Origin of the sequence: Klebsiella sp. KPN54798, from assembly GCF_021184225.1 — a bacterium.
Lineage (GTDB): Bacteria > Pseudomonadota > Gammaproteobacteria > Enterobacterales > Enterobacteriaceae > Klebsiella > Klebsiella pneumoniae.
Window position 1 is genome coordinate 654,868 of record NZ_CP089234.1, and the last position, 14,844, is coordinate 669,711.

Annotated in this window: 12 protein-coding genes and 1 tRNA gene; 4 read left to right on the forward strand and 9 right to left on the reverse strand. The window is 56.8% G+C overall.

All coding sequences use genetic code 11. The annotated features are described in order from the left end of the window. Positions 1-20 precede the first annotated feature (20 nt). Positions 21-596 (reverse strand): HdeD family acid-resistance protein, encoded by a 576-nt coding sequence (locus LPQ25_RS03230; RefSeq protein WP_002917651.1) that lies wholly within the window; start codon positions 594-596, stop codon positions 21-23. Between the two features lie 240 nt (positions 597-836). Between LPQ25_RS03230 and LPQ25_RS03235 the strand changes: the two genes are divergently transcribed. Then, complete coding sequence (locus LPQ25_RS03235) at positions 837-1,499, forward strand: YfdX family protein (RefSeq protein WP_004144810.1); 663 nt, start codon at positions 837-839, stop codon at positions 1,497-1,499. A gap of 90 nt (positions 1,500-1,589) precedes the next feature. Here LPQ25_RS03235 and LPQ25_RS03240 read toward each other — a convergent pair whose 3' ends face one another. After that, positions 1,590-4,832 carry an ATP-binding protein gene (locus LPQ25_RS03240; protein ID WP_014906903.1) on the reverse strand — a complete coding sequence of 1,081 codons (3,243 nt, stop codon included), beginning with the start codon at positions 4,830-4,832 and terminating at the stop codon, positions 1,590-1,592. A gap of 4 nt (positions 4,833-4,836) precedes the next feature. Beyond that, on the reverse strand, positions 4,837-5,451 hold the full coding sequence (evgA, locus tag LPQ25_RS03245; protein ID WP_004174237.1) for an acid-sensing system DNA-binding response regulator EvgA: 615 nt from the start codon (positions 5,449-5,451) through the stop codon (positions 4,837-4,839). 301 nt (positions 5,452-5,752) lie between these two features. On the opposite strand from evgA, the gene LPQ25_RS03250 reads away from it, so the two are divergent. Next, positions 5,753-6,118, forward strand: a complete 366-nt coding sequence (locus LPQ25_RS03250) for an HdeA/HdeB family chaperone (RefSeq protein ID WP_004144804.1) — start codon at positions 5,753-5,755, stop codon at positions 6,116-6,118. 68 nt (positions 6,119-6,186) lie between these two features. Here the strand turns inward: LPQ25_RS03250 and LPQ25_RS03255 are convergent, their stop codons facing one another. Continuing rightward, positions 6,187-6,459, reverse strand: a complete 273-nt coding sequence (locus LPQ25_RS03255; protein ID WP_014906904.1) for a hypothetical protein — start codon at positions 6,457-6,459, stop codon at positions 6,187-6,189. Positions 6,460-6,994: 535 nt separating this feature from the next. Beyond that, positions 6,995-7,070, reverse strand: a tRNA-Ile gene (locus LPQ25_RS03260). A gap of 124 nt (positions 7,071-7,194) precedes the next feature. On the opposite strand from LPQ25_RS03260, the gene mug reads away from it, so the two are divergent. Beyond that, a complete protein-coding gene (mug, locus tag LPQ25_RS03265) occupies positions 7,195-7,701 on the forward strand; it encodes a G/U mismatch-specific DNA glycosylase (RefSeq protein ID WP_002917636.1) in 507 nt (168 codons plus the stop codon). A gap of 99 nt (positions 7,702-7,800) precedes the next feature. Here mug and rpoD read toward each other — a convergent pair whose 3' ends face one another. The 3 genes from rpoD to rpsU form a co-directional block, all read right to left on the reverse strand. Beyond that, on the reverse strand, positions 7,801-9,642 hold the full coding sequence (rpoD, locus tag LPQ25_RS03270; protein WP_004174339.1) for an RNA polymerase sigma factor RpoD: 1,842 nt from the start codon (positions 9,640-9,642) through the stop codon (positions 7,801-7,803). 218 nt (positions 9,643-9,860) lie between these two features. Next, the gene (dnaG, locus tag LPQ25_RS03275) at positions 9,861-11,606 is read right to left on the reverse strand and encodes a DNA primase (protein WP_004149864.1); all 1,746 of its coding nucleotides are present in this window, start codon (positions 11,604-11,606) and stop codon (positions 9,861-9,863) included. Positions 11,607-11,717: 111 nt separating this feature from the next. Beyond that, on the reverse strand, positions 11,718-11,933 hold the full coding sequence (gene rpsU, locus LPQ25_RS03280; protein WP_001144069.1) for a 30S ribosomal protein S21: 216 nt from the start codon (positions 11,931-11,933) through the stop codon (positions 11,718-11,720). 237 nt (positions 11,934-12,170) lie between these two features. Here rpsU and tsaD point away from each other — a divergent pair, with 237 nt between their 5' ends. After that, positions 12,171-13,184, forward strand: coding sequence for a tRNA (adenosine(37)-N6)-threonylcarbamoyltransferase complex transferase subunit TsaD (gene tsaD, locus LPQ25_RS03285; protein ID WP_004900709.1), 1,014 nt, complete (start codon positions 12,171-12,173; stop codon positions 13,182-13,184). A gap of 44 nt (positions 13,185-13,228) precedes the next feature. Here the strand turns inward: tsaD and LPQ25_RS03290 are convergent, their stop codons facing one another. Beyond that, positions 13,229-14,836, reverse strand: coding sequence for a purine-cytosine permease family protein (locus LPQ25_RS03290; RefSeq protein WP_014906905.1), 1,608 nt, complete (start codon positions 14,834-14,836; stop codon positions 13,229-13,231). Between the last annotated feature and the right edge of the window lie 8 nt (positions 14,837-14,844).

The following is a 14,844-nucleotide window of genomic DNA, read 5'->3' on the forward strand; positions in this document are numbered from 1 at the left end:
CTCCAGTGTCAAAATAGGGCTTAAGCCTGAGCGTGCTTCATTTTATTGCGCAGGACCAACAAGCCGATGGCGCTAAATATCATTTCAACGCCGATAAAGGCGGTAATAAATAACCAGCTTTGCTGCGGGTTCATGGCCAGCCACAGGCAGGCGATAAGTAAATCCAACAGGCCGATAAAAATATTCCAGCCAGCGCCGCTTTGTTTGCGGGTTTGACATCCGTTAACGATGCGGGAAATACCGCCGAGAACAAATAAAAAGCCAAATAAAATGGCCAGACTGCTCATACCGTTGAGGGGATTGACGACAAAGCTCAGGCCGAGCACGATCCAGGCGATGGCGAAGATCAGCGCCACCAGGCGTGATTTCCAGTGCTGCTGGCGGAAGACAATCAGGCTGTACAGCGAATAGAAGCCGCAGATCATCAATAACATGCCGGTTACTGTGGCGAGATACCAGCCGGCGACCAACGGCCAGGCCAGACAACAGGCTCCGCAGATAAACAGCAATACCGCCATCAGGCAGGCATGCCGTTTATATCGAATGAAGACGCGTGGGCTAAACGCATTTAAAGTGTAATGGCTAAACATAAACATAATTGCTCCGCAGATCCCGCTTGGCGGCCTGACGCTGAATAAAAAGCGTGAGGATTTATTCAGCGGGCCAAAAGAAAGGTCTGAGGAAAATAGTAGGCCGCGCGATCGGCAGGCGTAAATAAGAGCGCCGAGGCCACTTTATACGCCTGGTCTGACAGCTGTCAGACCAGGCCCGCAATATTACTTCCGGGCTCTGATTCTCAATGCCCGCGATATTTTTTAAGCTGGCTGCGTTTGGTGATGCTTACCGATTTTAATCAGGAGTCAACGATGAAAAAAGTCATTCTGGCGAGCCTGCTGGCAACCATGATGAGTACCTCTCCGGTATGGGCAACAGATAGCGCGACGGCAGCGCCAGCCGCGGCAGCCACGACGCAGGTACAGAAAGAAGCCGCCGATGTGCTGCAGGTGGCGGTGCAGGGCGCGAATGCGATGCGCGACATCCAGTTCGCCCGTCTGGCGCTGTTCCATGGCCAGCCGGATAGCGCCAAAAAACTGACAGACGACGCCGCCGCGCTGCTGGCCGCCGATGATGCCAGCTGGGCGAAGTTTGTGAAAACTGATGCTAAAGCCAAAATGATCGCCGATCGCTATGTGATCATTAACGCCTCTATCGCCCTGTCTGAAGACTATGTGGCCACGCCGGAAAAAGAGAGCGCTATCCAATCCGCCAACGAAAAGCTGGCGAAAGGCGATCAGAAAGGGGCTATCGATACCCTGCGTCTGGCCGGTATTGGCGTGATTGAGAACCAGTATCTGATGCCGCTTAACCAGACCCGTAAGGCGGTAGCGCAGGCGCAAGAACTGCTGAAAGCCGGTAAATATTACGAAGCGAATCTGGTGCTGAAGGGCGCTGAAGAGGGCATTGTGGTGGATAGCGAGATGCTGGTGGCAGGCAACTGATACTTGTTCCACCCTGAGAGAGCGCAGAGGAAAAAACTGACAAGGATGTCCCCTTAACGCTCGGGCAGGCGGACTGCCCGAGCGGAACGGCTAGCGGCCGATCAGGGCGTCGATTTCGCCATCGATCTCGCGCATGACGCCGGTGATGCGCTGTACCACCTCCAGACAGCTTGCCGGCGTCAGCGAATCAGGCCGCTTTGCCTCAAAAGGGGCGCACAGTTGTTGTAGCGCAGTAATCCCCAGAATTTGTGCTGAACCGTGCAGACGGTGCAGCGCCCGCAGAAAAATCTGCGGCTCATGCCGGGCGATTGCCTGTCCGGCAGCCTGTAAATCCGCGGCCGACGCATCGCGGAACGTCTCCAGCATCTCATTCATCAGCGCCTGGTCTCCCCCCGTATTCTCGCTCAGCACGCTGAGCTTCAGGTGCCGGGTAGCGTGAGGTGATGCGCGGCCCACCGCTAAACGGCTGAGCTCATGACTCAGCGTCTGGACCGACACCGGCTTAAACAGACACATATTCATGCCGCTGGCCAGACACGCCTCCCGCGACTGCGGCAGCGCGCTGGCAGTCACGCCCCAAATTACCAGGCCCGGATAGCGACGGCGTAGCGAGGCCGCCAGCGCCAGGCCATCTTTCTTCGGCATATTGAGGTCCGTTATCAGCAGATCGTAATGTTTGCTGGCGAGCTTATTCTCTGCCTCTTCACCGTCGCAGGCTTCATCGACGCTATAGCCGATAGTGCTGAGCTGGCGCTTGAGCAGTAGCCGGTTGGTGGGGTGATCGTCCGCTATCAGTATCGCCAGCCCGGGTAGAGCCTGCGGTCTGGCGGGCGACGCCTGCGGCGCGTGGATCGCGCAGCGGCTCGCCTTGACCGGCAGCGTGATGGTGAAAGTGGTCCCCACGCCCGGACGGCTGACCATCTCCAGGCGACCCTGCATCAGCGCAACCAGCTCTTTGCAAATGACCAGCCCCAGTCCGGAGCCGGTCTGCTGGCGTCCCTGGCGCGCCTGGGCATAGCGGTGGAAGAGGGTGGCCTGCTCTGCTTCACTGATCCCGCAGCCGCTGTCGCTAACCATGAGGGCCAGCTCTCCCTGTGTCTCATTCGCCGGCGTCAGCCGGCAGGAGACCTGAATTGCGCCTTCGACGGTAAACTTCAGCGCATTGCCGATGAGATTATTGAGGATTTGCCGTAGCGCCTGCGGGTCGACCCACAGCATGGTCCCTTCCTGCAGCGCGTTATGGTAGTGCAGATCGATGCCCTTTTGCTGCGCCAGCGCGTCGAAGGTATGACACTGCTGCGACACTAACTGTGCGACATCGCTCCACTGCGGGGTAACCTGGTATTTTCCCGATTCAATCTTGTCGATATCAAGAATATTGCCGATAAGTCCCAGCAGGGTTTGCGCCGTCGACCCCGCCAGCTCGATCGCCTCTTTACGCTGGCCGACGTTCAGCTCAGGTTTCGCCAGCAGCTCCAGAAAGCCGACGATGGCGCTCACCGGCGTGCGCAGCTCGTGGCTCATGCTGGCCAGAAAGCGGCTCTTGGCTTTTGTCGCCTGAATCGCTTTGTCTTTTTCGCGCTCCAGCGCACAGGAGAGGGCCTCCTTCTGCGCCAGCTCCTCCTCGAGCCGCTGCTGGGAGTCTTTACGTTTGCGCACTTCCCGACACAGGGAGAGTCCCCAGCCGAGGCTGATGGCGATCAGCACCAGCGCAAAGGCGATCAGCTGGTAAAACTGGCGGCTGTACTGGCTCCAGTTCTCTATTTGCTGACTGGAGATTTTCGACCACTTCTCGGTCATCTGCAGAATATCCCGTGGCGGAATAACCTGCAGCGCTTTGTTAAGAATGGCGGCCAGCACCGGTTCATCGCGCGGGATGGCCAGCCGAATGGCCGCGACGGGGAGTCCATCAATGCGGGTGTAGTGCAGACCCTGTGGATAGTAGTGGTCGATCATATAGCGGGCGGAAAGCTCCGAGGCTACGGCGGCATCCACTTCGCCTTCCTCTACCATCTTCATGGCGACGCCAACGTTATCCGTTTCCACCCAGTTAATCAGCGGAAAACGCGCTTTCAGATCATGGGCGGCGATAGGCCCGACCGGCAGGGCGATCCGCGCCGAGCGCGTCAGCAGATGCTGATCGGGGGCGCTGCCGCGGGCGACCAGCACAAAGGCCACGTTAATGAGCGGATCGCTGAGGGTGACGTAGGCCTGCGGCTGTGGGGTCAGGGTGGCGGCGGGCATGATCGCCCAGTCCTCTTTTTCCATGCGCTTTGCCAGAGCCTGACGGTTGCGCACCAGAATAGGGTCAAACTGCAGGCCGGTCTGGAGTGAGACAATATTCAGCATATCGGCCATGATGCCGCGCAGTTCATCCTCGTTATCCACCAGGGTAAATGGCGGAAAATAGGGGTTCACCAGCAGGCGGACGCGACGATGCTTCTGCAGCCAGCGCTGCTCTTCGGGGCTAAAGGTAAGCGGGGTATTGAGAAACGACAGATCGCCACGGTTGAGCCAGTTTTGCATGATCCGCATCGCGGTGTCGCTGTCGACGGCATGGATAAAACGGTCGAAGAGTTGATGCAGCTCTGGCCGATCGTCACGGGTGACAAAGCGGTTGTGTTGCTCCTGCTGACGAAAATAGTGCGCGATAACCAGCGATTGCGAGAAATATTTCGAGATGCAGTGGCCAGTGGTGATGTTGTTGCCGATAAAATACTGATTCTCGCCGCTGACCACCGAGGCGAGAGCCTGATAGTCGCTATCATAAAGGGTGATTTTGGCGTTGGGAAACGCCTGCTGAATAATATCGAAAAAAGCGCAATCGCGGGTGCAGGCCAGCGTGACGCGGCGGTCAGTGGTCAGCGGCGGCAGAGGGGATTTCAGCGAGGTGACCAGCGTCGGCCAGGTTTTAAGCAGCGGCGCGGATTGATCCAGGCCCGGGGCGAGCGCATCCCGGTGCGCCACCTGAGTGAGCAGGGTATCCACCTGGCGGTCGGCCAGGGCGGTGAGCGCCTGCTGCTCGGTGTCATACTGGCGGATAATCACCTTCAGTCCGAGGCTGTGCGCCATCAGCGCCAGATAGTCGGCGTTAATGCCCTGATAACTTTTCTCGTCGCCGTCATAGACGATGGGCGTCCTCTCGGGAAGCCAGGTCCCGACGGTCAGCGTAGGCTGCGCCGCCAGCCATGCTTTCTCCTTACCGCTAAGCGGGATATCGATCGCCGCGATATGAGAATGGCTCTTCAGCTCCAGCTGTTTCATGGCATACGCGGCAGGCGAGAGGCTCAGCGCCAGCCCGACAACGACGGATAAAATAAGACGAACCGCCATGCCATCACCCTATTTTATTGCGTTGCGCAAAGTCATATAGCTCAAGCAGGGTGCTGCAGCCTAATTTATCCATCAGACGGACCTTATAGGTACTTACCGTTTTATTGCTGATATTCATTTTGCTGCCGATGGTGGTGTAGTCGACGCCGCTGAGAATATAGCGGAACACCTTCATCTCCTGCGTTGACAGCGTATCCAGCCGGTCCTGATCGGTGATGCCGTGGGTGCAGAAGCGTTCCAGTGAAAAGGGGAAATAGCTGTAGCCATTATTGGCTGCGTCGATGGCGGCGAGGATATTATTCATTCCCTCTTTTTTACTCACAAAACCATTTGCTCCGCAGTCGGCGCTGCGTTTGCCGTAGAACAGTTCATTCTTAGCGGAAATGATGATGATTGTTCCCTGGTAGCGGCGTTTGCGCAGCTGCTCCAGCACCTCGATACCGCTGAGCTCCGGAATATCGACGTCGACGATGAGCAGGTCAGGCTGCATGCTTTCCGCGGTCTGCACGGCATGAGCGCCGCTGTCGAGCTCTGCCGCGACGGTAATACCGTTGCTGTCGAGAAGGTTGCGAATGGCGATACGTGCCAATGGATGATCGTCAATGATTATCGCATTCATGGGGGCGTAAATCCTGATATGAAAAAAGAAGGGCGATGCCTGGTGCAGGTGCGGCGGGGGTTATTTTTATCGATGCCGTTATAAGGCGTAATTGTAACACAAATCGTTTTGGGCCAGGGAAATATTGTGGAGCTGAGCCAGACGAATATATTTGCATAGCTGGATGACAGCTGTAGGAACGGGCGTTCACTTGCTTCAGCGCGGTCTGCTGTTAAAAAAAATGCAAACGATTAATCTGCTCTTATTAAGGTGAGTTCTCGGGAATATCGTCCGGCGACAACTGGCAGGTAAAATAATAACAATGGCGAAAGAAAAACGCGCCTTCTGGCGAAAATGGGTTTGGAAACATCTAATGGCAGGAATAACAGTACTGGCAATGAGTAGCGCCGCGGTGGGAAAGGATGTCGTCCCCGATGAGGCGCGGACTCGAGATATGATGCGCTGTCAGGATTATCTGCAACTGGATCCGCGCGCCTGGACGCCGATGGTGATTTGGCTGATGAACGATCCTTTTTCACTGGAGCCGCCGGAGTGGACCGACTTCCATGAAGCCGAGCTGGTGCTGACGCCGATCCTCACCGAAATCTGCCGTCAGGAGCCGGATGTCTGGCTCACCTCGCTGCGGGAACGGCTCAATTCTTATCAGCAGGTGCGGTCGCTGAACTAAGCGACCGCGGTAAAACGGCAGAAAAAGTGACTAAATGCGCAGTTAGCGGCCTTCTTCTGCGCAAAGGCTCAGCAGCGGGCCGCTTTCTGCGACAGGGCGTCGCAGGTTTTGCTCGCTAGCGTCGGGTTGGCGCCGGCGCAGATGGCATCTGAGACGGTGCTACCGCCGCCCAGTGGGATCAGCCCGTAAAGTTTCGGCTCGGCGGCTTTCGTCACATAGCAGCGATGGCTGGTTTTGCCGATAGTGGCCACAAAGTTGGTTTTCACATCCTGCTGCCTCGCATCGGAAATTGTCACCTGCGAAGCATCGACATTAAAAGCAAACGCGGCGGCCTCTTTCATTTTCCGTCGTCATGGGTGGTTTAGCTACGCAACCCATTAATAACAGTGCCAGACAGGTACTGATTGATATATCCCGTATTTTCATCATTTCATCCTTTTTGTAAGTCAGCGGGTTATATATAAGAGCGGGGGGAGGAACGCGTTGATTTCGATCAGCTGGCGCAGGCTATGGTTATTTTTCGGAAATTGACCTGTGTTGTTACATTTATCGTGAGTAGTATGAATTCCAGCATTGCAGGAATGAAAGATATTTCAAGACTACGTTGCGTAGTTAGACAGAAGTCAACAGGAGTGCGGCGGTTATGGGCTGCCCGAGATGCTCTGAGCAATATTTTGCTAAGGCAGAATGCTATCTGTTTTAGCGTAAGCGCAAATTTTCCCTGCGTTATAACGGACTTTTTATCCTCTTAATGGGATAGCGACAACACGCTAAGCCATGCGCGCTGCTCAGCGGTTTGTGGTGCCATTTTAAAATTCAGGAACAAAAAAGCCACTCTTTCGAGTGGCTTAATTATATGATTTTAAATCTAAAATTTGGTGGCCCCTGTTGGGTTTGAACCAACGACCAAGCGATTATGAGTCGCCTGCTCTAACCACTGAGCTAAGGGGCCGTGGCGAGGGATTATAAAGTAACTGGCGATTGCAATCCAGCGTAAAGCGCGCAGCTGCTGTTTTTATAAACAATGCATTTTCAATCCTTTATAATCATGTTTTAGCCATACAGCCGGAGAAAACATGATTAGCGATATCCTTGCGCCGGGCCTGCGCGTTGTCTTTTGCGGTATCAACCCGGGGAAGTCCTCCGCCCATACCGGCTTTCATTTTGCCCATCCTGGCAATCGCTTCTGGAAGGTCATCCATCAGGCCGGGTTCACCGATCGGCAGCTCAGGCCGGAAGAGGAGCTGCAGCTGCTGGATACGCGCTGCGGCATCACCATGCTGGTAGAGCGTCCGACGGTGCAGGCCAGCGAGGTCGCCTTGCAGGAGTTACGCAGCGGCGGCCGTGAGCTGGTGCGGAAGATTGAGGAGTATCAGCCGCAGGCGCTGGCGGTGCTCGGCAAGCAGGCCTTCGAGCTGGCCTTTAACCAGCGCGGCGCGAAGTGGGGGAAACAGGCCATGACCATCGGGACGACCCAGGTGTGGGTGCTGCCTAATCCCAGCGGCTTAAACCGGGCGACGCTCGATAAGCTGGTGGCGGCCTATCGTGAACTGGACGATGCCCTGGCAACCCGCGGCCAGTAGCGGAGAGAGGCGACTTTCCCGGGATGGCCACCTGAACGCCATAAAAAAAGCTCCCCGCAGGGAGCTTTTTAACAGGCTGTAGACGATGCCCCGCGACGATTAATCGTCGAGGAAGCTACGCAGCACTTCAGAACGGCTCGGGTGGCGCAGTTTACGCAGCGCCTTCGCTTCGATCTGACGGATACGTTCGCGGGTAACGTCGAACTGTTTACCCACTTCTTCCAGCGTGTGGTCGGTGTTCATGTCGATACCGAAACGCATACGCAGCACTTTCGCTTCACGAGCGGTGAGGCCGGCCAGCACGTCATGCGTTGCCGCGCGCAGGCTCTCGGTGGTTGCAGAATCCAGCGGCAGCTCGAGGGTGGTATCCTCGATGAAATCCCCCAGATGCGAATCTTCATCGTCGCCGATCGGCGTTTCCATGGAGATAGGCTCTTTGGCGATCTTCAGCACTTTACGGATTTTGTCTTCCGGCATCAGCATACGCTCAGCCAGCTCTTCCGGGGTCGGTTCACGGCCCATCTCCTGCAGCATCTGACGGGAGATACGGTTGAGCTTGTTGATAGTCTCAATCATATGCACCGGAATACGGATGGTGCGCGCCTGATCCGCGATAGAGCGGGTGATGGCCTGACGGATCCACCAGGTGGCGTAGGTCGAGAACTTGTAGCCGCGACGGTATTCGAACTTATCGACCGCTTTCATCAGACCGATGTTGCCTTCCTGAATCAGGTCGAGGAACTGCAGACCGCGGTTGGTGTATTTCTTGGCGATAGAGATAACCAGACGCAGGTTCGCTTCAACCATCTCTTTCTTCGCACGACGGGCTTTCGCTTCGCCGATGGACATGCGACGGTTGATATCTTTAACCTGCTCGATGGTCAGGCCGGTCTCTTCTTCAATCTGCTGCAGCTTCTGCAGGCCGCGCTGCACATCTTCTTTCACTTCCAGCAGCTTCTCAGACCACGGCTTGTTCATTGCCACCGCGGCGTTGAACCAGGTCTCGCTGGTTTCGTTGCCGGTGAACAGGGTGATGAAGTTTTTCTTCGGCATTTTGCACTGCTCAACGCACAGCTTCATGATGATACGTTCCTGAGTACGAACGCGATCCATCATGCTGCGCATGCTGTTGACCAGGTAATCGAACTGCTTCGGCACCAGGCGGAACTGCTTGAAGACTTCAGACAGCTTCAGGATCTCTTCCTGGGCGGCGGCATGGCTACGACCTTTGGCTTTGATGGTGTCGCGCGTCAGCTCGTACTGGGTACGCAGCTCGGCGAATTTCTCACGGGCCAGCTCTGGGTCGATGCTGTTGTCGTCATCGCTGTTGTCGTCGGCGTCTTCATCTTCGTCTTCGTCTTCGTCGTCATCCATCTCTTCCTGAGACAGCTCGGAGCCAACGTGGGTGGCGGTTGGCGCCATATCTTCTTCGGCGTTCGGATCGACGAAACCGGTGATCAGATCGGACAGACGGGCTTCTTCCGCTTCAACGCGGTCGTACTGCTCAAGCAGGTAGGTGATCGCTTCCGGATATTCGGCAACGGAGCACTGCACCTGATTGATGCCGTCTTCGATGCGTTTGGCGATGTCAATTTCGCCTTCACGGGTCAGTAGCTCTACGGTACCCATTTCACGCATGTACATACGCACCGGGTCGGTCGTGCGCCCGATTTCGGATTCCACGCTGGAGAGCACCTGCGCGGCGGCTTCGGCAGCATCTTCATCCGCGGTGTTTTCGGCAAGCATCAGATCATCGGCATCCGGTGCTTCTTCCATCACCTGAATACCCATGTCGTTGATCATTTGGATGATGTCTTCGATCTGATCGGAATCGACGATATCTTCCGGCAGATGGTCATTGACCTCGGCATAGGTCAGATAGCCTTGCTCCTTACCACGTTGGACAAGAAGCTTCAGCTGTGACTGCGGGTTTTGCTCCATAAGACGGTATCCACACTTAATTCGTTTGATTGGTGTCGGCAGACGGGCTGTCGACATTTAAAGCGAGGGCGTACTTATATTATTGCCGCTGCGCCTCTGCGCGGCTGTCGGGGGCTTCCCGATCGATACTCGGCACTTAAGCCGTTAAATACTTTTCCTTCACGTTGTTCTGCGTTTTCTTACTGCTTTGATACAACGTGAAGGATATTGTCTGTCATTTATTTTTTCGCCAGCTCCTGGCTGATGGTCCAGAGCTCCCGGCGTTCTTCACTGCTTAAACCGTGTGTGCGATCGCGAGCTATCAACTCTTCCTGTCGCAGTTCCAGCAGTGAATCAAACATATGGTTGAGCGAGTCGGTGAAGGTTTGTTCAGCGATGTCTTTATCTGCTATATCGTCCCACATCGACAGTTTTTCAAGGGTTGCCGCCTCTTTTGTGCCGCGATATTGCTCTAAAAGTTGCCCGGTTGTCAGACCAGGCTGCGCCAGACAGCTCTTCACCAGTTCGCTGAACAGGCTCAGTCCCGGCATTTTGCGCGAGTCCAGTCCCTCCAGCGGCGGGACTAACGGCGCCAGATCCGGGTTTTGCACCAGCAGTCCTATCAGTATACGCATGGTCGTGCGTTTTAGCTGCGGTGCGGGACGCGGCGCGCCATTTTCCGCCTGTTTTGGCATTAATCGTTCAAGCTGCGCGTCATCTAAAATGCCCAGCTTATTGCCCAACTCCTGACGCAAATAGATGCGCAGCGTTTCGCCCGGGACCTGGGTTATCAGCGGCAGCGCCAGCGTGCTCAGCTGCGCGCGCCCGTCCGGAGTACTCAGATCGACCTGCGGCAGCAGGCTGTTAAACAAGAACGTGGAGAGCGGCTGAGCCTGCTCCATCCGCGCCTCGAACGCCGCTTTGCCCTCTTTACGCACCAGCGTATCCGGGTCTTCGCCGTCAGGCAGAAACATAAAGCGTAGCTGGCGACCATCGGTCATGTACGGCAGCGCCGTCTCCAGCGCGCGCCAGGCGGCATCGCGGCCGGCCCGGTCGCCGTCGTAGCAGCAGATGACGTTATTCGTCACCCGGAACAGCAGCTGGATATGGTCGGCCGTGGTCGAGGTACCCAGCGAGGCCACGGCATAATTAATGTCGTACTGCGCCAGCGCCACGACGTCCATATACCCTTCGACAACCAGCAAACGCGGTGGTTCGGGGTTATCCTGCTGCGCTTCATACAGGCCATACAGCTGGCGGCCTTTATGGAATATGTCGGTTTCCGGGGAGTTCAGATACTTCGGCAGGGCATCGCCCAGCACCCGTCCGCCAAACCCAATCACCCGGCCTCGCTTATCGCGGATGGGGAACATCACCCGTTCGCGGAAGCGGTCGTAACTGCGTCCCTGATCGTTGGTGACCAGCATGCCGGCATCAATAAGCGACTGGCGGTTTTCCTGATTGCCGCCAAACCGTTTTAAAACGTTATCCCAACCTGGGGGAGCATAGCCGATGGCAAAGCGCGTAATCACCTCGCTGCTTAACCCCCGTTTCGCCAGGTACTGGCGCGCAGGATCGGCGGCGGGCTGCATCAGAGACTGTTGATAAAACGCATTCAGACCATCCAGTAACTGGTAGAGGTTCTGCCGTTGATGGCGCTCTATCTGGCTGGGTCCGTTGCCTGCTTCATAAGGCACTTCGAGGTTGTGCATGGCGGCCAGCTCTTCGACCGTTTCCACGAACTCGAGCTTGTCGTAGTTCATCAGGAAGTCGATAGCATTGCCGTGCGCCCCGCAGCCGAAGCAGTGGTAAAACTGTTTTTCACCGTTGACGGTGAAAGAGGGGGTTTTTTCGTTATGGAACGGACAGCACGCGTGAAAATTTTTGCCCTGCTTTTTCAGCTTTACCCGCGCATCGATCAGATCGACGATGTCGGTTCTGGCAAGCAGATCGCTAATAAATACACGTGGAATTCGTCCAGCCATAAGCCCCGTTATTTCTGATGACTATAAACGAAAATAAGCCGCGCATTCCTTTCGGAAGCACGGCCTTACAACTACAACTCGGTCTGAATTGAGAGCGTCGCTCTCAACAGATTAGTACAGACGAGTACGGCGTGCGTTTTCGCGAGCCAGTTTCTTCGCGTGACGTTTCACTGCAGAAGCTTTAGCGCGCTTACGTTCGGTAGTCGGTTTTTCATAGAACTCACGACGACGAACTTCCGCCAGAACACCTGCTTTTTCGCAGGAACGCTTGAAGCGACGCAGAGCTACGTCGAACGGCTCGTTTTCACGTACTTTAATTACCGGCATGTGCCTCTCACCTTTGATTAATTCGGTTTGCCGCTGGCCGCAATGCCAGCTTATTTCAAAATGGTGCGGAATTTTACTGCAACTACTGCTGCTTTGTAAAGCACCGGCGCCTTTTTTGAAAGGGACTTTTATAAGGGTGAGGAGTATACACGAAGAGAGCACCGGGGGTGAGCAAAGTTTTACATCGCCGGTCATTGGACCTACACTGCGCGGTATTGAAGCGAGGTAAAACAACTCATGCGTGTACTGGGCATTGAAACATCCTGCGATGAAACCGGCATCGCGATTTATGACGACCAGCAAGGTCTGTTAGCCAACCAATTGTATAGTCAGGTGAAACTGCATGCGGATTACGGCGGCGTGGTGCCGGAGCTGGCATCGCGCGACCACGTGCGCAAAACGGTGCCGCTGATCCAGGCGGCGCTGAAAGAAGCCGGTCTGACGGCGAAAGATATCGACGCCGTCGCCTATACGGCGGGTCCAGGCCTGGTCGGCGCGCTGCTGGTCGGGGCGACCGTTGGCCGGGCGCTGGCCTTCGCCTGGAACGTGCCGGCGATCCCGGTACACCATATGGAAGGGCATCTGCTGGCGCCGATGCTGGAAGATAATCCGCCGGCGTTCCCGTTCGTCGCGCTGCTGGTTTCCGGCGGCCACACCCAGTTGATTAGCGTCACCGGTATTGGTCAGTATGAACTGCTGGGCGAGTCGATTGACGATGCGGCGGGCGAAGCCTTTGATAAGACGGCGAAGCTGCTGGGATTGGATTATCCCGGCGGGCCGATGCTGTCGAAAATGGCGTCCCAGGGCACCGAAGGCCGCTTTGTCTTCCCGCGGCCGATGACCGACCGTCCGGGGCTGGACTTCAGCTTCTCCGGCCTGAAGACCTTCGCCGCCAACACCATTCGCAGTAACGGCGACGATGAGCAAACCCGCGCCGACATCGCCCGGGCGTTTGAGGATGCGGTCGTCGATACGCTGATGATTAAATGTCGCCGCGCGCTGGAGCAAACCGGCTTTAAGCGTCTGGTGATGGCGGGAGGCGTGAGCGCCAACCGTACCCTGCGGGCGAAGCTGGCGGAGATGATGCAAAAACGCGGCGGCGAGGTGTTCTACGCCCGCCCTGAGTTCTGTACTGACAACGGCGCGATGATCGCCTACGCCGGCATGGTGCGTCTGCAAACCGGCGCCAAAGCCGAGCTCGGCGTGACGGTTCGCCCGCGCTGGCCGCTGGCCGAGCTGCCTGCCGCCTAACGCATCCTGAAACAGGCCGACGTCACGTCGGCCTGCCTTCCTGACTACTCCATACTTTTACACAGCGAGCAGATGGCTCCCTGATGCTTGTGCGAGTGCATCACGTCCGGGCGCTCGTACTCTTCCTCACAGCTAACGCATTGATACACGGTGCTGGAGGCGTTCCCCGCCGCGTCATAGCGCGGCTCGGCGATGCCGTCATCCACCTGCTTAATATAGTAGCGCCCGCGGGTAAGGAGCCCCATCAGCGGGGTCATGACAAAGGCAACGACCAGCGCAATCAGCGGCGAGAACGGCGCCAGCGTCGCCCCCAGCAGACCGAAGAAGGCGCAGATCGACAGCCCGGCGGCCAGGCCAAAGGAGACCACGCCCACCGGGTTAACGTTGTAGATCATGCCGCGACGATACTCCGGCTGCGCCGGCGCCAGCTTGAGCAAGCCTTTATTAAAGGTGATGTCGGTCGCCACCACCACGACCCAGGCGATGGCGAAGTTGGAGTAAAAGCCGAGGATCCACGACAGGGCGCTGAACATATCGCCCTCCATCAGCGCCAGGGCAATCGCCAGGTTGACCACCACAAAAATAATCCGTCCCGGATAGCGTTTGGTGGTGCGGGTCCAGGCGCTGGTCCACGCCAGCGAGCCGGAGTAGGCATTGGTGACGTTAATTTTGATCTGCGAGATCACCACCAGCACCACCGCCAGCGTCAGGGCCAGCCAGCCGGGCACCAGGTTATCGAAGACGCTGACGAACTGCTGCACCGGTTCGGTATTGTGCACCGCCGGGAAACGGGTCAACAGATAGAAGCCGAGGAAGGCGCCGATGATCTGTTTGATCGCCCCTAACACCACCCAGCCCGGGCCGGCGGAAAAGACCGCCAGCCACCAGCTTTTACGATTCTCCGCGGTCTTAGGCGGCATAAAGCGCAGGTAATCAATTTGCTCGCCAATCTGCATGATCAGCGACAGGCATACCCCGGCGCCGAGCATGATGGCGGTGATATCCACCGTCGACGCGCTGTTTTTACCGGCGAAATGCAGGAAGCCGTCCACCAGCTGCGGATCTTTGACAATCAGCCACACCACCGGCACCACCATCAGCACCAGCCACAGCGGCGTGGTCCACACCTGCAGGCGGGTCAGGGCTTTCATGCCATAGACCACCAGCGGGAGCACCATCAGGGTGGCGATCAGATATCCCATCCACAGCGGGATCCCGAGGCCCACCAGCAGGCCCTGGGCCATGATCGAGCCTTCGAGGGCGAAGAAGATAAAGGTGAAGCCGGCAAAAATAATGCTGGTGATCACCGAGCCGAAATAGCCGAAGCCGGCGCTGCGGGTGATCAGGTCAAGGTCAATGTTGTAGCGCGCGGCGGTGATCGCCAGCGGAATGCCGGTGAGGAAGATCACCAGCGCCGCCACCAGGATCGAATAGATGGCGTTGCTGGTGCCCCAGGCCATACCGATGCTGGCGCCGATGGAAAAGTCGGCCAGATAGGCGATGCCGCCCAGCGCGGTGACCGCGACGACGCCCGGACCCCAGCGGCGAAAGCTCAGCGGGGCGTAACGTAAGGTGTAATCTTCTAAGGTTTCCCGGGAGCCGGAAGTCCGCGTTGTCGCGGGTAATTCAGGGTTAAGATCCAGTGATGACATAGTCATTC